We start from the raw sequence: 20,007 nt of genomic DNA, 5'->3' as shown, positions 1-20,007 counted from the left end.
CCAGGGCAAAAAATTATACGCAAGTCGTCGCAGCTAGATTTTTAGATCTTGCTGTACTTGTTTTTGTGCTCTTGACAGTTATGTAGGGGTAAACCTATGCGCTCGAAGCAGTTCTGGCTGTTGGCCACGACGGCGACAGCTTTTCTGGTTTTTGTCGGCATTTTGGGTCTATTTTTTGTCGGCAACGGTGCGGTAAGTGCCGATAGCCTGGCACCGGCAGCCCTCACCCGCACGGTCGCCGCCGGTGCGCGCACGCGCTACGAACTTCAGATCAAACACCTGGATCGAAGGGCGCGCCTGGCCGTCCACGGCCTGCCCTGGGGAGCGGAGGGCCGCTTTGTGATCGGGCGCGATCGGGCGACGCTCTATGTCTGGACGACGCCCTGGACCTTCGCGGGCCGCAGTCTGCTTAAGATCGACGGCTCCACCGCCGCCGGTCCCATCGCCCCCATGAGCGCCACCCTGATCACCCGCTCGGTGCCCCTGAGCGCCGCTTACGGCATCTGGACGCCGACCGTCTGGGATACCTGTTCGGTAGATATTCACAACAGCTACGCGGTTATTGGGCCGGGCGGCAAACTCTATCCCACCTGGCACCCGCCCATCGATCCGGCCACCGGCTGCACCTTTGGCCACGAGCACGGCAAAGATCCGAGCGGCTCCGCCGTCTTTGATCTGACGGGCGGGGTGCCCTTTGGGGCGGCGAACGAAGCCCTCGACACCTACGCCGCCAATCAGGGGCTGGTCGATATGCGCCACGAAGATCATGTCGGCCACAAGATCAACTGGACAAACAACACCAGGGCCCTCAACAACTCGCGCATCAAGTGCAGCATCCTCACCCACGTCCACCAGGGCACCCACTCGCCGGACGCCTTCAGCAACAACCTGCACGAGGTCGGCTACTACGCCCGCTGCAGCGACGGCAACCAGCTCGCCCTCAACCTGCTCTCGCCCTTCGGCAATGGGGGTGAATTTACCGAGGGCTGCAACCGCTCCAAGACGATCGCCACTGCCGAGCCGATGCCGATGGATTCGCCCGACGGCTTTACCGGCACCGCCCGCGCCATCCCGGATCTAAGTTGCATCAAGCAATACATCCTTGTGCCCGAGGGGCAAACGTCCCAGTTCAGTCCCAACGATGCGGCGGGCACCTTCGGCGGGCTCTACGAATCCTGGCAGCCCACCCTGCGGCTGGTGTCGCCGGACGAACCGGGGCCCATCGTCTTTATCACACCCGAATTTGCCGTGCTCAATCCGGTGCGCTACTACGACCCGGCCCAGTCCGACAGCCTCGCCTACAGTATCGGCATCTGCACCCTGGTCGAGCCCAACGGCGATACCGTCCACGGCAGCAGTGCCTGCAACCAGGTGCTCAAGCATCCCGAGTGGACCTACGACAACCCGGACTCGCCCTTCAACGGCGCACACCGCGTCGTTGGCAAATTCGGCAACATCGAGATCAACAATGCCGGTGGGCGGACCACCTGGTACAGCGACCCCTACGGCACCAACCTCCAGACCCGTCCCTTCCCCGGCTCGATCAAGCAGACGATCTCGGCCACCGACAACGGCTCGGGCTATAACTTCAACACTGAGGGCTCGTTTGACTTTACGAGCACCGGCGTCCACGCTCCGAACTAGCCACGATCGATAATCGCTCGACTTTCTGAGCGCTTCGAGAGTTGAAACTCCGTCGTTGAAGCTTGCTGCGGTCCGCTTCCCCGATTATTCACCTTCGCGGCCTACTGTCAGAAGTGACGCCAGAAAGCGAAGGGCAACAAGATGGTTGGTGCGATCGAATGGCAGGGACTGGGGCAAGCCGAGGCGGAGCGGCGGTTGCAGGCAGTGGGACCAAACGCCCTGCCGGAGCAGGCGGCAGAGCCGCTGTGGCGGCGGACGGTGCGCCAGTTTCACAGTCCGCTCGTCTACATGCTGCTTTTTGCCCTCGCGGTCGATCTGGCCCTGTGGCTTGGCAATGGCCACCACGGGCTGCCGCTCGAATCGCTGGCGATTGCGGTCATCCTGCTGCTCAATACGGCTCTCGGGGTCTATCAGGAGACAAAGGCTGAGGCGGCCCTCGCCCGGCTGAAGCGTCTGGCCGCGCCGCGCATCTGGGCGCACCGCGACGGGCGCTGGCAGCAGATCGCAGGCAGCAGCCTCGTTCCTGGCGATCTGGTGCGCCTGGAGGCGGGCGATCGGGTGCCCGCAGACGGGGTTGTGCGCAGCTGCGAGAATCTGGCGGTGGACGAGTCGATGCTCACCGGCGAGAGCCTGCCGGTGGAGCACGAGCCGGACGAGGAACTGTTGAGCGGCACCCTGACAGTGCGCGGCAGAGCCTACCTGCAGGTCAGTCGCACCGGAAAAGCGAGTGCCCTGGGCCAGCTTGCGGCGCTGCTCGATCGAGTGGAGAGCGAACCGACGCCTCTGGAGCGCCGCCTGCGCGTCTTTGGCGATCAGGTGGCCCGCTGGATTCTAACTGTGACAGCCCTCGTGGTGCTGGTGGGCCTGCTCATCGAGGGCATAGGCCAGTTGGGCCATGTGCTGCTGTTTGCGGTTGCCCTGGCGGTCGCGGCGATTCCCGAGGGGCTGCCGGCGGTGCTCACCCTCACCCTGGCCCTCGGCGTCGAGCGCATGGCCGGGCGGCGAGCGGTTGTCCGCCGTCTGGCGGCGGTGGAGGCCCTCGGTTCGGTGACGGTGATCGCCTCCGATAAGACCGGTACGCTCACGGCCAACCGCCTGCAGGTGCGCGCTCTGGATACACCGGACAGCGAGCGGGCGCTGGTGGCGCTGGTGGTGGCCAACGACGCCGAAGCGGAGGCGGGCGATCCCCTCGATGTGGCGCTGCTGGAGTACGCCCGCACCTGTGGGCTGGATGCCGTAGCGGTGCGCCGCTCCCGGCCCCGCCGCGCCGCCCAGAGTTTTGACAGTCGCTCTAAGTGTATGCACGTCCGCGTGAGCGAGGGGGCGCGGGAGGTCAGCTATCTCAAGGGCGCTCCCGAGGTGCTGCTGGAGCGCTGTTCGCTGGAGGAAGCCCAAAAAAATGCCTGGAGGGCGCGGGCGACGGCAGCAGCCACTGCCGGACACCGGGTACTGGGGATCGCCTGGGGCGACGGACTGGGCGAGCAGGATCTCCTCTTTTTGGGACTGGTGCTTTTTTGGGATCCGCCCCGCCCGGAGGTGCAGGCGGCGATCGCTGCGGCGATCGCCGCTGGAATTCGTGTCTTGATCGTCACAGGCGATCATCCGGGGACGGCAGTGGCCATTGCCCGCCAGATCGCGCTCCCTGTCGATGAGGTGCTTACAGGCGACGAGCTGGACAGGCTGGATCCACCGGCCCTGAGCGAGCTGCTGCGCCGTACCAGCGTTGTCGCCCGCGCCCGGCCTGAGCACAAGCTGCGCCTGGTGGAAGCGCTCCAGGCCCAGGGGGAGGTAGTGGCGATGACCGGCGACGGCGTCAACGATGCTCCCGCCCTCAAGCGCGCCGATGTCGGGGTGGCGATGGGCCAGCGCGGCTCGGATGTCAGCCGCGAGGTGGCCGATCTGGTGCTGCTCGATGACAACTTCGCTACGATCGTCGCCGCGATCGAGGAAGGCCGGGGCATCTACGCCAATGTCCAGAAATTCCTCCGCTTTTTGTTCGCCGCCAATCTGGCGCTGGTGCTGCTGGTACTGGGCGGCACGCTGGGAGCCCTCGTCCTTGCCCTGCGCGAAAGCAGCGGGGCGTTGCTCCTGCCTTTGAGTGCCGCCCAGCTACTGTGGATCAACTTCGTCACCAACGGACCACCGGCGATTGCCCTCGGAGCCGACCGCGACCCAGGTGCGATGCGCCGCAGGCCGCGTCCGGCCACAAGCCCTCTGCTCACCGCTGCCTCGCTGCGCTTTATCTTCATCACCGCCTCGATCACAGCGGCGGTGAGCCTGACGCTGCTGGCTTTTTTGCCATACTTCGGCCTGGAACCACTCGCTGCCCGCTCCGCCGTCTTTCTCTACGCCGCGCTGGCGCAACTGCTGCTGGTCTACCCGGCCCGCAGGATGGGCAGCAAACCTCTCACCAATCTTTTTGTGCATCTGGCGGTGGCCCTCGGCGTCGTTCTGCAGCTGGTGGCGATCGGACTGGCTCCCCTCAGACAATTGCTCGATCTGGTTGCCTTAAAACCGCCGCTCGTGCTGGTGATGGCAGCGCTGGTGCTCGTGAGCTGGCTGGTGGGCGAAGCCGTTGGCCGGCGGTGGGGCATCGACGAGCCAGAGTTCTAGGGCGCTTCCCGAGTTCTTCACCTGGCTTACCTACCCTGAAAGAGTCCGCGTTCCGCCCCCAGGAGGCAATCATGTACGCGCGCATTCTTGCTGCTCTCGACAGTTCCACCAAAAACGAAGCGGTTTTTCTCAAAGCGCTGGAGCTGGCACAAGGTGATCGGGCGGCTTTGTTACTGGTGCATATTCTTTCGGGCGATGAAGGCATCTGGGCCAACCTGCCGGTAGCCGATACCTATCCGCTCGCAGCCGATGGGACAGTCTACGAGTATTTTCAGCGCCAGTGGCAGCAGTACCAGAAATTTGGCCTCGATATGCTCCAGGGCTTCGCCGAACGGGCCACCGGACAGGGGGTTCACGCCGAAGTCCGGCAGCAGGCCGGCAATCCCGGTCGCTGCCTGTGCGAGCTGGCCTCAAGCTGGCAGGCGGATCTGGTTGTGATGGGCCGCCGGGGGCACTCGGGCTTGAGCGAACTACTCTTAGGCAGCGCCAGCAACTACGTCCTGCACCATGCACCCTGCTCGGTGCTGGTCGTCAGTACCCTCCAGCCAGCCGCCGCCCAGAGCACCTGAAATAGAGCGTCCCCGCCGCTGGGACGTTTGCCCCGATTGCGTTGCGCGGGTTCCCTCAGCAACCGCGCGGACTGAGATAGGTGTCAGATTCCGGAACGTAGAGGTGAAAAAACCGAGAATAGAGCGCTGCCCGGCTTCCCAGTTTTTTCACACTCGCTGGCTACAGTAACCGTGACCTCAGCTTTCCCCGGTCCACATCCGGTCGGAAGATGCCCTGCCACAGGAGTCCACCATGTTCACAAAGATAATCGCAGCCCTCGATAACTCCCCAACCAGCCGCACTGTCTTCGCAGAAGCGCTGGCGCTGGCAAAGCTCGCCGGTGCCCACCTGCGCCTGGTGCATGTACTGACCCTCGAAGACGATGGCTTTCCGGAAGCGCCCGTACCGCCTCCAGAGGACCTGTACACTTTTATCGGCGAAGCGGCCTTCGAGCGCTACCTGGAGCTGCGCGAGACCCTCCAGAAAAAAAGCAGCGAACGCCTGCAGAGGTTGGTGGACGAGGCGCGGGCAACCGGGGTGGAGGCGAGCTTTGTGCAGCACCTCGGTCTACCGGAGCACGCGATCGGCAAACTGGCCCGCGAATGGCCGGCGGATTTGATCGTCCTGGGCCGCCGGGGCCGCACGGGCCTGGGAGAGATGTTTTTAGGCAGCATCAGCAACTATCTGCTGCACCATGCGCCCTGCTCGGTGCTGGTACTGCAGGGCAGGGGCACCGCCGCCCCCGCCATCGAAGCGCAGGAGCAAACACCGGCGACCACCGGCTGACCCAGACAGAGGGCAACACAACTGGGCCCGGCGCGCCTGTTGCCCCTCCTGTCGGCCTCGAGTCAAAGCGATAACCGCTGCGCTCTAGCGCGGTTGCTCGGATTGATCCGGCGGCTGGGGCTGCCCCTGGGCGAGGTCTGTAGCGAGCAATGGCTCGATGGCAGCGAGGGGACCACAAAAGAGCACGCGCATCTGGCACTGGGCCAGGATACCCCTCAGATCGTCGTCCGCTCCCTGCTCCAGCTGCTCAAAGGTACTCTCCAACTGCGCTTCAAACGGTTCGATCTGGGCAAATTCTGCCAGCAGGGCCGCCAGATCGCGGCTGTCGATGCGGTGGGTCACAGGCAGCAGGACGCGCAATAGCCAGCCCACCCCGTCCGCCAGCAGCACAAGCTGGAGCGGTTGCTCTTCAAAGCGGCACCGCAGCCGCACCAGCAGCGCCCGCAGCGCCTCCAGATCGTGCAGCACGTAGATGCGGGAGTGGCGCGTGGCGGCACGCGGCAGGGCAGGTGGCGGCGCGAACAAGCGACTAAAAACAACTATCCAATCCCAAAAGCGCCCGGACATGCTCGACTCCCGTCGCCAGAGAAAAAATGTCCCCCGGCTTGCCTTCGAGAATAGGGGCCAATCGTGAAAAACCTGGGAAGCTGCAGCCAGATCAGCGCCGTCGGCCCGCCAGAGGCAGGGTGAAGTAAAAGGTACTTCCTGAGCCAGGGGTGCTGTTGACGGCGATCGTACCGCCGTGGGCCTGGACGATCCGATTGCACAGGTAGAGGCTGAGCCCGGCTCCCCAACCGCGCCGCCGGTTGGGAAGAAACTTTTTAAAAAGCTGCTTTTGCACGCTCGGCGCGATGCCCTGGCCCTGGTCACTGACACTCACCTTCACCCGGCGCGGCGGCAGCAATTCGACCGACAGTTCGACGCTGTCGCCGGGTCCGCTGGCGCGCAGGGCGTTGTCGAGCAGGCAGCGCAGCAGACAGACAATCTGCTGCGGATCGCCGATGACCTGAGCGGGCACAGGCTCGATGCGGCAGTGAATATTGGGGGGCTCGCACCCAAAAGTTGCCCGCAGCCCCTCGATCGCGGCTTTGGATAGCCTGTGCCAGTCGAGGGGTTCTTGCAACAAAAATTGCGCGCCGGTCTCGTAGCGGGAGATTTCGAGCAGGGTCTCGACCATCTTGATGAGTTCTTCGTTGGTGCCCTCCGATTCGCTCAGCACCTCCTGCAGGGCCTGATCGACCGGACCAAACGCTCCGCGCATCAGCGAGCGCAATGTCAACCGCGAGGCCAGCAACGGCGTGCGCAACTCGTGGGCCAGCGTCTGCAGCAATCCATCGAACAGCGCCTTGCGCTCGACAGCGCGGCTGGCTTTGCGGGCTGCTCCCGTCTCCCATTCCTGGACTTGAAGGGATTGGGAGGCCGACGGCAGAACTACCGGGTCGTTCAGACGGCTCAAGATCGCATTCAAGCGCTGCTGTTGCTCTCTGATCTGCTTTTCGGCAGTGTGCTTGTAGAGGGCCATCTGGAGCATCGCCCGCAGCTCATTTTCGTTGTAGGGCTTCAGCAGGTAGCCGTAGGGCAGAACGGTCTGGGCCTGCTCCAGAAACTGGGCGTCGCAAAAGGCGGTCAAAAAAACGACGGCAACATCATTTTTCTGGCAGATCTGCTGGGCAGCGGCGATGCCATTCAACGAACCCTTCAGCTGAATGTCCATCAAGGCGAGATCCGGATGCAACTGGTTGCAGCGCTCGACTGCCAGTTCGCCGCTGCCGACAATATCGCAGACATAATAGCCAAAGGATTCGACGCTGATGCGCAGATCTTCGGCCACCAACCGCTCATCCTCAACGATTAAAATGCTGGCGCTCATCGTATTTTCCCCCTGTCATCCGGCAGTGTAAATGTGATCTCAAAGCAGGTGCCTGTCTCCTGGTGAACCGTCAGATTCCCGTCCAGTTGCTCTACCAATAGCCGGACCAGATGCAGCCCGAGAGATTGCGTCGAGCGCCAGTCCAGATCGTCGGGTAGGCCGATGCCGTCGTCATCCAGCACCAGTTGACAGAAATTGTCTCGCAGACGGCGAAATTGCAACCGCAACTGTCCCTGTCGTCTGCCGACAAAGGCGTACTTCAGAGCATTGCTCACCAGTTCACTTAAAATCAAACCCAGCGGCACCGCTATATCTATACTGACAGGTACTTCGGCAATCTCCTGGATTAGCCGTATCCGCTGGGGACAAACATTGTAGGCTCGAAACAGACTGCCCACCAGTTCTTTGAGGTACGCCCGGAACTCGATTCGGGCAAGATTGGCCGACTGGTAGAGGTGCTGATGGATAAGCGCCATCGCCTGGATGCGCTGCTGACATTCAGCAAAGGCAGTCGTCAACTTGGCATTGGCAAGCTGGTGAGCCTGCAGTTTCAAAAGACTGGCGATCACCTGGAGATTGTTTTTGACCCGGTGGTGAATCTCCCGCAACAACAACTCTTTTTCTTGAAGCGAGAGCAGCATCTGCTGCCCGGTGCGTTTGCGCTCGATGATCTCGCCTTCAAGCTCGTCGTTGAGTTCGCGCAGCTGATCGGTCCGCTCCACCACCGCCTGCTCCAGCGCGCTGTTCCAGAGTCGCAGCCGCTCCTCGGCGCGCTTGCGCTCAGTGATGTCGGTGATAAAAACCGACACCCCGTCCTCGGAGGGATAGACACGGTTTTCAAACCAGCGCTGCCAGCGCTCAGAAAAATATTCAAAATGTACAGGCTGTTGCTTGTCCAGTGCGGCGCGCAGATAACGGTCAAAGGGAAGGCCGCCCGCCTCCGCAAACAATTCCTGGATGCACTGGCCCAACAACTGTTCGCGCGGCAGGCCGACCAGTTCGCAGACGCGCTCGTTGACGTAGCTGTAGCGCCACTCGCGATCGAGGGCCAAAAATAGATCGCCGATGCGCGATAAAACACTGTCCAGTTCCTGGCGGGCCAGTTGCGCCTCGGTGCGCAGTTTGCGCTCGCGCTGGGCCACTTCCCGCCGCAGGTGCGCCATCTTCAAGACCGCCTCGATGCGCACCAGCAGTTCGCGAGCGGAGAAGGGCTTGACCAGATAGTCGTCCGCCCCGGCAACGAGGCCCTCTACCTTTGCTTCTTCTCCGGCCCGCGCCGAAAGGATGATCACAGGCAGATCCCGTGTCGCCTGATCGGCGCGCAGGGCTTCGATCAACCCAGAGCCGTCGAGTCGGGGCATCATCGCGTCGGTGAGCACCAGATCCGGCGGTGCGCGGCGGATCGCCTCCAGGGCTTCCAGGCCGTTGGCTACGGCCAGGGTGCGGTAGCGCGGCGAGAGCAATCGACACAGGTAGGCGCGCATGTCGCTGTTGTCGTCTACGAGCAGCACTGTCTGCTCGCCCGCTCCGCCCTGCTCGTCCACGGTAGCGGTGGGCAGCCACGAGCGCACCTCCTCGACAAAAGCGATCGGCTTTGCGGTCGCTACCAGAATCTCCGGCGCACTGCCCACCTGATCGGGCTGGAGGTGGGCAGTGCCCAGGGGAATGCGCACCTGAAAGCTGCTGCCCTTTGCCACTTCGCTCTCGACGTGGACGCTGCCGCCGTGCAGTTTTACCAGCTCCGCCACCAGTGCCAGGCCGATGCCGCTGCCCTCGAAGCTCCGGCCCACCGCCCCTTCTACCCGGTGGAAGCGCTCGAAGAGCTGGGGCAGCTCGTGCGCCGGGATACCCGTGCCGGTGTCCTCGACTGCGAGCAGGACCGTCTTTGCCTCGCGGCTGAGGCGCACGCTGATCCGGCCTGTGAAGGTGAACTTAAAAGCATTGGACAGCAAGTTCAAAACGATCAGCTCCCAGAGGCTGCGGTCGATGTAGACCGGCTCGCCCACGGGCGGGCAGACGACCTCCAGCGCCAGCCCCGCCTTCTCGATCGTCGTGCGGAACGTACCGGCCAGATCGGCGGTGCAGGCTGCCAGGTCGGTGGGCACAAAATGTGCCTCCGAGCGGCCCGATTCGACCCGCGCATAATCGAGCAGGGCGTTGACCAGCTTCAGCAGCCTCAAGCCGTTGCGATGGAGCGTCTCCGCCTTGCTGTGCATCGCCTCCGGCAGTCCGGCAGCGAGCAACTCCTCGACCGGGCCGAGCATCAAGGTGAGCGGTGTCCGAAATTCGTGGCTGACGTTGCTAAAAAAAGCAATCTTTGCCCGGTCCAGCTGTGCCAGTTCCTCCGCCCGCTGCCGTTCGTTCTCGTAGGCGCGGGCATTGGCTACTGCCGCCCCGACCTGGGCAGCGGCCAGATCAAGAAAGCCCCGGTACTCCTCGTCGAGCACGCGCCGGGCACCGATGCCGGCGACGAGCAAGCCCGCCGGGCGCTCCTGGCCACTGCCGGTAAAAGGGAGTACAAGGGCTTCTCGAATCGCCTCGGGCCACAATCCAGCTTGCAGTGGACCGGCGGCGGCGAGCAAATCGGTGACGACGACGGCCCGCCCAGTCTGGATTGCCTCCCGCATCGCCGCACCCCAACCGCTCTGCTCCCCCAGCACCACCGCCCCTGGCAGTGCCGCCACTACTCTCTTAGATCCGGCAGCCCCGGTGCGTAGCGCCCGTTGTCCCTCGCCGTCCAACAGATAAATCAGGGCAAAGGGCAGGTCCGCCGGATTGGCCTCGAACGTCTGGGCGGCCAGGTGGCAGGCCGCTTCGGCGCTGTGGGCACTGCCGGTCTGGGCGGCAAGATCTCTGAGGGTACGCAGGCGGCGCTCACTCAGCACGCGGGTGGTCGTCTCGGTGCAGGCACAAAAAAGTCCTCCCACCCCGCCGGATTCGTCGCGGATCGGGCTGTAGGAAAACGTGAAGTAGGTCTCTTCGAGATCGCTGCTGCGCCGGATAAACAGGGGCAAATTTTCTGACCAGGTGGCCCGGCCCGCCTCGATCACCTCCTCGACCATCGGCCCGATCGTGCTCCAGATCTCAGGCCAGACCAGCTCGCCCGAGCGGCCCAGCGCCCAGGGGTGCTTGCCCGCTCCAAGCATCGGACAGTAAGCGTCGTTGTAGAGAGTGATCCGCTGCGGTCCCCAAAAGACAAACATCGGGTAGAGCGAATTGAGAACGATGCTCGCGGCGGTGCGCAAACTCTGGGGCCAGACGGACACTGGACCCAGGGGCGTCCCTGCCCAATCGAAGGCGCGGATCCGCTCGCCCATCTCGCCGCCGCCGGCCAGAAAACTCCGATCGCAGGCGCTGCCCCCGATCGATTCAAGATCGCTGATCGAAGAGCGTCCTGCCATTGCGCACGGTTAAGAACAAGATTTCAACAAAGTAGCAGAGATACTTCTTTGCGGGACATCTTGATGCATATTTCTTCACCAAGCTTAAAATAGTACGCCAGGCTCTTACAGAAGCGATCGTAAAGCTAAACTGTGCCCTCCTGGGGAGCAGCCCGGCCCCTCAGAATTATTGACAGCAGCGAGGTGATTGCTGATCACCTGGCACTGCGCCATGCGTCTTTCACCGCCAGAGCTAAAAAACGCACAGATTCAGCCGTCCCAGCCGAGGAGTGCCTCGATCTGCTCGGCCAGCCGCATCGGGTCAAAGGGTTTGTCGATCACCCCGGCCACGCCGAGGGCGGCGAAGCGGCGGCGGTCAGCCGACTGCACCTTGGCGGTGAGCAAAACGACCGGGATGAGCCGGGTGTGGGCTTCTTTTTGCAGGCGAGCAAAGGCAGTCGGCCCATCCATTCCCGGCATCATTACATCGAGCAGAATGGCGTCGGGCTGCGTCTTATCGGCGACGCTCAGCCCCGCCTCGGCGGAGGCGGCCTGCAGCACCTGCCAGTCGCGGGTCAGCTCCAGAGCTGCCTCGATCACCTCGCGAATGTCCGCCTCGTCGTCGATCACCAGAATGCGCTTCATAGGCTGGAGGAGCGCCCTTGAGGGGCAGTGTCGCCCGGCGGTTCGTCTGTGAGCGGCAGTGTCAAAATAAACGTGCTGCCCAGATCCGGGGTGCTCACCGCCCAGATCCGACCACCGTGCTGTTCGACGATGCCCCGGCAGATAGCAAGCCCCAGCCCGGTGCCGCCTTTTTGGCGCGAATCGCTGGCATCGACCTGCTGAAAGCGCTCGAAGATCGTCTCGAGTTTGTCCGCTGGAATCCCCCGGCCCTGGTCTTCGACCTCGACGCGCACGCTCGCTCCCTCCAGGCGGCTGCGCACCCAGACGGTCGAACCCGGCGCAGAAAACTTGATCGCATTGCTGATCAAGTTGGTGAGCGTCTGCACCAGCCGGTCCGGATCCGCCCACAGTGGGGCCGGCTCCAGGGTGGTGCGCAGGCTGATCTGCTCCTGGGCTGCCATCATCTGCATCATCTCGACCGACTGGGCTCCAATCTCGGCGATGTTGCAGTGCTGGCGCACCATCGGCGTCTTGCCCAACTGCATCCGCTCGACATCAAGAATGTCGTTGATGAGCCGCACCAGCCGGTCGGTGTTGGTGGTGGCGATGGCGAGCATCCGCTCGGCGCGGGCCGGTTGTGTCTCGATGAGCCCGCCTTGAAGTAGCCCCAGAGCGCCGCGAATCGAGGCGAGGGGCGTGCGCAGTTCGTGGCTCACCACCGAGATAAATTCTTCTTTGAGCCGCTCGATCGCCTGCCGCTCGGTGATGTCGCGGAAGGTGATCACCGCCCCGAGCACCTGCCCTTCGTCGAGAATGGGCGTGCTTACGTACTCGACCGGAAAAGTCGAGCCGTCGCGGCGGCAGAAGGAGACGGCGCTCATCTGATGCACCAGGCCATCCACCAGCGAGGCATAGATCTGAAATTCAGCGGGCTGATAGCCCGTTAGCCGACCAGCGAGGGCGATGGCGTGCAGCGGCTGTTCGATCAGCTCCTTGCTCTCGCGACCGAACAGGCGCGCCGCAGCCGGATTGACAAAGCTGATGCGTCCTTGCAAGTCGAGGCCGACAATCCCATCACCGGCAGAAATCAAGATCAGTTCGTTCTTGCGGCTTAAAAGGGCCAGCGCCCGCTCGGTGCGCTTGCGCTCGGTCAACTCCAGCGACAGCCGGGCGTTGGCCTCAGTCAGCTCCCAGGTGCGCTCCGCGACGCGGTACTCCAGTTCTTCTTTGGCCTGGCGCAGTTGCTCCTCGACCCGCCGCCGCTCGGTGATGTCGTTGCGAATCGAAACGTACTGCTGTGGTCGGCCATGTTCGTCCAAAAAAGGGACGATCGTCGTGTCTACCCAGTAAAACGTGCCGTCTTTGGCCCGATTTTTGATCTCGCCCCGCCAGACCTGGCCGGAGCGAATCGTCCGCCACAGATTGGTAAAGAAGGCGGGCGGGTGAAAGCCGGAGTTGATGATCCGATGGTTTTGGCCGAGTAACTCGTCGCGGCGGTAGCGCGAAATTTCGCAGAATTTGTCGTTGACGTAGATAATCTCGCCGCGCGCGTCGGTGATCGCCACGATCGAGGACTGATCGAGGGCAAAGCGGACATTCGCCAGCTCCTGCAAGATCTTGTGCTGGGCGTCTGTCTCCGGTGGGTTCATCTGAGCAACTCCGATTGGGCGTGCAGGCGATCGAGGCGATTGAGGATGCGCGCGGCCAGATCCGCTCCGCTGACGGGCTTCTGGATGTAATCGTCAGCGCCGCTCAACCACAGCCGCTGCACAGTCGCAGCGTCGGTGTGGGCGCTTAAAAAAAGCACCGGCAACTGCTGCCAGGCCGGATCGGCGCGCACGATCCGGCACAGCTCGACGCCGCTGATGTCGGGCATCTCGACATCGAGCACCAGCAGATCGGGCCGGGCTGATGCCAGGAGCGGCCAGAACTGGTGCGGGTCGCTCAGGGTGACCAGTTCCAGCGGCCAGTCTGCAAGCAGTGTTTGAAGCGCCGCGAGCAGTTCGCGGTCGTCATCGACGATCATCACCTTCGCCTGGGTGCCCCGTTGGGCGAGCGTGCGCTGAATCACCTTCCAGAATAAGCGCGCCTCGATCGTCCGCTCGACAAAGGCCCGGCTGCCACGGCGGGCCGCCTCGACGCGCTCCAAAAAAGCGTCGGCCTCGCCCAGCACCAGTACCGGCACCGCCTCCGCCACCAGCGCGGCGACGAGTTCCCAGCGCCGGGAGCGATCGCCCGGCTCTAATCCGGCTGGATGCAGGTCGATCGCCGCCAGATCTGGCCGCTGCTTCTCGATCGCCCGCTGGGCCTCGGGAACGCCCCGGACGTGGAGTAGGGCGTAGTTCCCCGCCGCGAAGGCGCTGATCTGCGTCCATACCTGCACCTCGACATCGACGGCGAGCAGAACAGGCACCCGTCCGGCCTCCTGCGGTGCGATGGCTGCTTTGCCACCGGCCCGTTCCAGTTCGCGCCGCAGCGCCGCCAGATCCGTCGTAAAGCGGTCGGTGAGGGGTCCACTCCGCTGCAGAGCCTGCTCCAGGGTGCGGGCCAGGCGGGATCCTTCGCCCAGACCGAAGGTGCCCAGCGAGCCAGTGAGCTTGTGGGCAGCCTGCCTGGCCTCATCGCGCAACTGAGCACTCAACTGCCCGCTCAATTCAGCCCGGCGGGCCGCTTCCAGTGGTTCCAGCCGCAAAAAGATCGTTTCTTTGTGGCGCTCCCAGACCGCAGCGAGGGCCGCCGGGAGCCCCTCGTCGGGTTTGGGCTCCGGCGATTTGAGGCGGTAGCCCAGGCCATAGACCGTCTCGATCAGGTCCGCCGGTGCCCCGGCCTCCCGCAGTTTGTGGCGCAGACCTTTGATGTGGGCCTTGACCGTGTCCTCCTCCGGTGGCTCCTCCATCGGCCAGAGATGATCGATGATCGCCGCACGGCTGTAGACCCGCCGGCCACCGCGCAAAAATAACTCCAGCAGACTGTACTCCTTGGGAGAAAGGCGCAGAAGCTGGTCCTGCCAGTGTACCTGGCAGTTACTCGGATCGAATTGCAGCTTGCCCCAGCCAAGGACCGGCGCACTACCCGCCGCTCCCCGTCTGAGCAGCGCCCGGATCCGGGCCGCCAGCTCCGGCAGATCGCAGGGCTTGACCAGATAATCGTCCGCCCCAGCATCGAGACCAGCCACCTTGTCGGCGCTCCCGTCGCGCCCGGTCAGCAACAACACCGGCAACCGCCGGCCCTCCTTGCGCAGCCACCGGCACACCTCGATGCCGCTGAGCCCCGGCAACCCGACATCGAGCAAAGCCAGATCAAAGCTATAGATTGCCGCCAGATCCTGGGCCGCTCGACCGTCGTGTACCACCTCGACGCTGTAGCGCTGGGCGCTCAAAAAAGCCCGGATCGCCTCAGCCTGGGCCTCGTCATCTTCTGCGAGCAAAATTTTCATCCATCCCCCGGCCAGACCGTCCACCCGTCTGCCCCAATCCTACGGGCCTGGCAGCAGCATCAAAGTTTAAGTCGTTACCAACCCTAAAAATACTTTATCCATCTCAATGCCAGGGCGGCGATGCTGCCGGAGAATTGACGCAGCGTCCGACTCAACAGCCGGTCCCAGCGGTGATACGATGGGTCAGCGAGAATCGCCGCCTGTCATGGAACAGCCCGTCAAATCCACTCCTGTCCCCACTGCTCCGCCAGACGAACCCTACAGCCTGCGCCGGGAGATAGACCGGGCCTGGGCCTGGGTCGTCTTTGTCTGGCAGATGCTCAGACGCCTCGGTGGACCGCGCGCCACCCTGCGCACCCTCGCCTTTATCGTTGCCCTGCTCGTGCGGCGGACGCTGGTGCAGTGGGGCTGGTCTAAAAAGTAATTGCCCTCACAGCAGGCACCTACCTGGAGAAGAAAGACTTTGTACTACGACGCCGGACAGTTTGCCTTTACCGCCGCTCTCGAAGCGAACTGGCAGACAATTCGCCGCGAACTGGAGCAGTTGGGCGACGGCGACTTTATCGCCTGGCCCGAAAAGTACCTCTACGGCAAAGGCTGGGACATCTTTGGGCTCTACGCCTTCGGCATCAAAGTAGCAGCCAACTGCGAGCAATGCCCCGAGACGACCCGCCTGGTCGAGCAGATTCCGGGGCTAACGACGGCGGGTTTTTCGTCCCTCAAGCCGGGCACCCACATCGCTCCCCACACGGGCTACCCCGACGGTCTTCTGCGCTGTCACCTGGGCCTCGTCGTGCCCGAAAATTGCGCCCTGCGGGTGGGAGACGAGACCCGCTCCTGGCAGGAGGGCCGCTGTCTGGTCTTCGATGACACCACCGAGCACGAAGCCTGGAACAGGGGCGCGCACACCCGCATCGTGCTGCTGCTCGACTTTCAAGCACCGGCAGGGCTCCTGTCCGAACCGCCCAAACCGGCGGACAGGGGCCTCACTTCGCTTTTTGGTTTTCTCAAAAAAAAGTAGCCCGGCCTGCAGACCGGGCAACGGGCTAGAGCAACGGCGGGCGCTGGAGCGCGGGCAGCTCAGCGATCCCTTCGATGTCGTCTTCGAGGTCCTGATACAGCTCCTGCAGGCGGTCGAGCTGTTCGGGCGTGGTCTGCCAGTAGCCCCGGCCATTCGCCTCTAAGAGCGTCCCGACCATCTTGCGGTAGGCGTGGGGGTTGAGCTTTTTGAGCCGCTCCGCCATCTGAGCGTCGTTGACGTAGATGTCGGCGGTCTCGTCGTAGACCCAGCCATCGACGGCGTGGGCGGTGGCGGACCAGCCGAAGGTGTGGGTGAGGCGGAACTGGATCTCGCGCACGCCCTCGAAGCCGTGCTTGAGCATTCCCTCGTACCACTTGGGGTTGAGCATCTTGGTGCGCGAGTCGAGGCGGACCATCTCCTCGATGCTGCGGATGCGGGCCTGGGCGGCGGTGGTATCGGCCATATAGACTGCAGGCCGCTTGCCGCGCATCTTCTCGACCACCCCGGTCACCGCTCCCAGATAGTCGAAGTAGTGATCGACGTCGGTGATGCTCGTCTCGTTGGAGTCGAGGTTCTGGAAGGCGGTATCGACCGTCTTGAGGGCGGCCTCGTAGATCTCGCGCTGCTGGAGGTTGTTGGCCTCGGTGCCGAAGGCGTAGGACTTGCGGCTCAGGTACATCTCGTGCAGCTGCTCTTCGGATTCCCAGGCACCGGTCTCGACGGCGAAGTTGACGTTGGCGGCGTAGGAGCCACTGGCGTTGGAGAACACGCGGGTGGCCGCCTTGCGGGGCGAGATGCCGAGGGCGGCGGCTTGATCGAGGGCGTGCTTGCGCACGAAGTTTTGATCGAGCGGCTCGTCGAGTTCGGCGACGGTCTTGACCGCCAGGTCGATGAGTTCCATCTGGTTCGGGAACAAGTCGCGGAAGATGCCCGAGCAGGTGACGACCACGTCGATCCGGGGTCTGCCCAGTTCTGCAAGGGGAATCACCTTGATACAGTTCATCCGACCGATCGAATCGGGGGCGGGCAGGACGCCGATCATCGCGAGAATCTGGGCGAGGGCTTCGCCGTAGGTCTTGATGTTGTCGGTGCCCCAGAGGACCGTGGCGATCGTCTCGGGCCAGGCACCGCCATTTTCGGCCCTGTGGCGGGCGAGCATCCGGTCTACGACGATCTGGGCGGACTTGACGGCGGCAGCCGTCGGAATCGACTGGGGATCGAGGGCGTGGATGTTGCGGCCCGTGGGCAGCACGATCGGGTTGCGCACGGTGTCGCCTCCCGGACCGGGCAGGGTGTAGTCGCCTTCGAGGGCTTTAACCAGAGCCCCCAGTTCGTTGTCGGCGACGATGCGCTCCAGCACTTCTTCGAGGAAGGCAAAAAGCGGCTTGAGCTGCTTGGGATCGAGCACGAAGCCGTGGGACTTGAGCGCTTCTACCCAGGGCTCGGTGGTGCCCATGTTGAAGAAGTTCAATAGCGACACCCGCGAGACGCGGCCATTGGCGTCGGTCTGGGTATCGACCAGAGCCCGCACCGAAGCTTTGGCGGCGGTTTTGATCTGCCGCAATTTGTCGAGCGCTTCGATCGAACCCGTTTCCGCCTCGCGCTGCAGCGCCTCGATGTCCCAGCTGCGGCTCACCGCCAGCATCCGGTCGAGGCCGTCGGTCTCCCTTTCGGGCCGATCGAAGCTCGCCACCCCCACCAGCGTGTCGATCGCCTCGGTGGCGGTGGGCGGGGTGCCGACGACGTGCAGGTCGCAGGGGACGAGGCGCTCCTCGATCTCCATCAAGAACTTGTAGACGAGGCCCACGAACCGGTCCCGGTCTTCGAGGCTTGCTAGATCACTTACCGGCACGTCCTGGTCGAGGTTGACCTGGCGCACCTTCTCGGCGATCGTCTGGGCGATCGTCTCGCCGCGCTCGCTCTCGCGCAGTTGCTTGTAGGAGGCGACCAGTTCCTGCAACTCTTTGAGACCCTTGTACAGTCCGGCATTCTCCGCCGGGGGCGTGAGGTAGCTGATGATCGAGGCGTAGGAGCGGCGCTTGGCGATCGTCGCCTCGCTCGGGTTGTTGACCGAGTAGTAGTAGAGGTTGGGCAGGGTGCCAATCAGCCGGTCCGGATAGCAGTTGCCCGAAAGTCCCATCTGCTTACCCGGCATAAATTCGAGCGCGCCGTGGGTGCCGAAGTGCAGCACCGCGTCCGCCCCCCAGACTTTTTCGATGTAGGTGTAGTAGGCGGCAAAGCCGTGGTGGGGCGAGCAGGACTTGGAGAACATCAGCCGCATCGGATCGCCCTCGTAGCCGAACGAAGGCTGCACGCCGATAAAGAGGTTGCCGTAGTGCTTGCCGTAGACGACCAGATTGGTGCCGTCGTTGTTGAACGGCCCCGGTGCCGGTCCCCAGTTATCGACCAGCCGATCGCTGAAGGGGGTGAGCGCCTCGTACTCCTGCACGCTCAGTCGGGCGGCGACGTTGATCTCGCTGGAGCGGATCTGGGCGTTAACGTCGTGGAGGACTTCGAGCAGCAGCTCGTGGCCGTTCGCCGGTAACCCTTCCACGTCGTAGCCGTTGTCGGCCAGAACCTTCATCACGTTGTAGATCGAGGCGAAGACATCGAGGTAGGCGGCAGTGCCGACGTTGCCCTTGTCGGGCGGGAAAGAAAAAACCGTGATCGCTACTTTTTTGGCGAGCCGGGGCTTCTTGCGCAGGTTGGCCCACTTGAGGGCGCGGGCAGCCACCAGCTCGATGCGGTCGGCCATCGGGATCGCCTTGCCGGTGGCCCCATCGCGGCCAGAAAGAATAATCGGCTCAATTGCCCCGTCCAGTTCCGGCAGCGCCACCTGCAGCGCCACCTGCACCGGATGCAATCCCAGGTCGGAACTTTCCCACTGCTCGGTGGTCTGGAAGACCAGCGGCAGCGAGACCATGTAGGGGCGGTTGAGCTTTTTCATCGCCGCAATCGCCGCTTCCGGGTCGTTTTTGGCCGGACCCCCCACCAGCGAAAAGCCGGTCAAAGAGACGACCGCATCGACGAGGGGCTGATTGTTGACGGGGTTATAAAAGAACTTTTCGACCGGTTTGGAGCAGTCGAGGCCACCGGCAAAGATGGGCACCACCCGCGCCCCGGACGATTCGAGTTCTTCGACCATCGCCACGTAATGGCCGTCGTCGCCTGTGACCAGATGGGTGCGCTGGAGGATGAGGCCAACGGTGGGAGCGAGCGGATCGCGGATTTCTTCGGCCAGCTCGCGGCGGTTGTTGTACCAGGTCAGATACTCGCGGATGTCCTCGAACATCCTGGGGGCGAGCGGGTGCCAGATGCCCAGATCCGGATACTCGATGGGCGGGTTGAAGGCGAGCTTGCGCTGATTCGGAAAGTAGTGGTGGGCGAGCATCAAAAGCAGGTTGGCCATGTTGTCGGCGGAGCCGCCCAGCCAGTACTGATAGCTCAGCATGAAGTTGCGGGCGTCCTGGGCCTTTTCTACCGGCAGGTACTTCAAGATCTTGGGCAGCGTCTGGACCATCTTGAGCATCCCTTCCTGGAAGCTGCCGCCCTTGTTGTTCTGTTTGCGCTTGCGCATGAACGAGGCGATCGCCCCCTTGGACTGGCCCATGTTGGCCATCGAGAACGAGCCCACCTTTGAAAGGCGCATCACCTGCGGCATACAAGGAAAAATCACCGACGCCTTGAGGTTGTCGAGGTGGGGACGCACCGCCTCGGCAATCTTGTTGGCCAGATCTTCGATAAAGATCATCGAGGCAAAGAAAATATCCGCCTCAGCCACGTCGGCGCAAAATTCGGCGTAGCGCTCCGCCTCGCGCAACTCCTCGATCAAGTAGCCCTTCACCTCGACGGCCAGAACCGGATTGGTCTGGTTGATCTGCTCGGCTCCGGCGGCCACCGCACTCTGGTACTGCGGTTCGAGCACCACGTAGACCAGTTTGAGCAGCGTGCGGCCATTTAAGCTCTGCGGAGCGATGCGGGCGGTGGATGGCGTATGGAGATGAGCAAGCATAAGTTGCACGTATCCTTTAACGACGAGTGACGACCTGCCGGTGGATTGCGCGTATCCTACACCGATACGCCC

General features: G+C 63.3%; 13 protein-coding genes. 6 read left to right on the top strand and 7 right to left on the bottom strand.

Annotated features, from left to right (window positions below):
* Nucleotides 1–96 precede the first annotated feature (96 nt).
* The 4 genes from GKIL_RS11005 to GKIL_RS10990 all read left to right on the top strand — a co-directional run bounded on the left by GKIL_RS11005 (nt 97) and on the right by GKIL_RS10990 (nt 5,592).
* Nucleotides 97–1,644 carry a hypothetical protein gene (locus GKIL_RS11005; protein ID WP_023173666.1) on the top strand — a complete coding sequence of 516 codons (1,548 nt, stop codon included), beginning with the start codon at nt 97–99 and terminating at the stop codon, nt 1,642–1,644.
* Nucleotides 1,645–1,785: 141 nt separating this feature from the next.
* Nucleotides 1,786–4,257 carry a cation-translocating P-type ATPase gene (locus GKIL_RS11000; protein ID WP_023173665.1) on the top strand — a complete coding sequence of 824 codons (2,472 nt, stop codon included), beginning with the start codon at nt 1,786–1,788 and terminating at the stop codon, nt 4,255–4,257.
* 71 nt (nt 4,258–4,328) lie between these two features.
* Nucleotides 4,329–4,826, top strand: coding sequence for a universal stress protein (locus tag GKIL_RS10995; RefSeq protein WP_023173664.1), 498 nt, complete (start codon nt 4,329–4,331; stop codon nt 4,824–4,826).
* A 232-nt stretch (nt 4,827–5,058) separates the two neighbouring features.
* A complete protein-coding gene (locus GKIL_RS10990; protein WP_023173663.1) occupies nt 5,059–5,592 on the top strand; it encodes a universal stress protein in 534 nt (177 codons plus the stop codon).
* A gap of 84 nt (nt 5,593–5,676) precedes the next feature.
* Here the strand turns inward: GKIL_RS10990 and GKIL_RS10985 are convergent, their stop codons facing one another.
* The 6 genes from GKIL_RS10985 to GKIL_RS10960 all read right to left on the bottom strand — a co-directional run bounded on the left by GKIL_RS10985 (nt 5,677) and on the right by GKIL_RS10960 (nt 14,902).
* Nucleotides 5,677–6,159 carry a hypothetical protein gene (locus tag GKIL_RS10985; RefSeq protein ID WP_023173661.1) on the bottom strand — a complete coding sequence of 161 codons (483 nt, stop codon included), beginning with the start codon at nt 6,157–6,159 and terminating at the stop codon, nt 5,677–5,679.
* 91 nt (nt 6,160–6,250) lie between these two features.
* Nucleotides 6,251–7,462 carry a hybrid sensor histidine kinase/response regulator gene (locus tag GKIL_RS22635; protein ID WP_023173660.1) on the bottom strand — a complete coding sequence of 404 codons (1,212 nt, stop codon included), beginning with the start codon at nt 7,460–7,462 and terminating at the stop codon, nt 6,251–6,253.
* A complete protein-coding gene (locus GKIL_RS10975) occupies nt 7,459–10,863 on the bottom strand; it encodes an ATP-binding protein (protein ID WP_023173659.1) in 3,405 nt (1,134 codons plus the stop codon). Before GKIL_RS10975 ends, GKIL_RS22635 begins: the two co-directional genes overlap by 4 nt.
* 249 nt (nt 10,864–11,112) lie before the next feature.
* Entirely contained in the window at nt 11,113–11,487 is a 375-nt protein-coding gene (locus tag GKIL_RS10970; protein WP_023173657.1) for a response regulator, read from the bottom strand.
* On the bottom strand, nt 11,484–13,115 hold the full coding sequence (locus tag GKIL_RS10965) for a PAS domain-containing sensor histidine kinase (RefSeq protein WP_023173655.1): 1,632 nt from the start codon (nt 13,113–13,115) through the stop codon (nt 11,484–11,486). The genes GKIL_RS10970 and GKIL_RS10965 overlap by 4 nt, the downstream gene beginning before the upstream one ends.
* Nucleotides 13,112–14,902 (bottom strand): response regulator, encoded by a 1,791-nt coding sequence (locus GKIL_RS10960; RefSeq protein WP_023173654.1) that lies wholly within the window; start codon nt 14,900–14,902, stop codon nt 13,112–13,114. Before GKIL_RS10960 ends, GKIL_RS10965 begins: the two co-directional genes overlap by 4 nt.
* A gap of 178 nt (nt 14,903–15,080) precedes the next feature.
* Between GKIL_RS10960 and GKIL_RS10955 the strand changes: the two genes are divergently transcribed.
* Together GKIL_RS10955 and GKIL_RS10950 are read left to right on the top strand one after the other, a co-directional pair.
* Entirely contained in the window at nt 15,081–15,326 is a 246-nt protein-coding gene (locus GKIL_RS10955; protein WP_144080373.1) for a hypothetical protein, read from the top strand.
* A 39-nt stretch (nt 15,327–15,365) separates the two neighbouring features.
* Nucleotides 15,366–15,923 carry an aspartyl/asparaginyl beta-hydroxylase domain-containing protein gene (locus GKIL_RS10950; RefSeq protein WP_023173652.1) on the top strand — a complete coding sequence of 186 codons (558 nt, stop codon included), beginning with the start codon at nt 15,366–15,368 and terminating at the stop codon, nt 15,921–15,923.
* Between the two features lie 25 nt (nt 15,924–15,948).
* Here GKIL_RS10950 and GKIL_RS10945 read toward each other — a convergent pair whose 3' ends face one another.
* On the bottom strand, nt 15,949–19,935 hold the full coding sequence (locus GKIL_RS10945; protein WP_023173651.1) for a magnesium chelatase subunit H: 3,987 nt from the start codon (nt 19,933–19,935) through the stop codon (nt 15,949–15,951).
* Nucleotides 19,936–20,007 lie beyond the last annotated feature (72 nt).

Origin of the sequence: Gloeobacter kilaueensis JS1, assembly GCF_000484535.1 — a bacterium.
In the GTDB taxonomy this organism is placed as follows: Bacteria; Cyanobacteriota; Cyanobacteriia; order Gloeobacterales; family Gloeobacteraceae; genus Gloeobacter; species Gloeobacter kilaueensis.
Note: the sequence above shows the minus strand (reverse complement) of the source record. Positions and strands in the feature narration are given on the sequence as shown.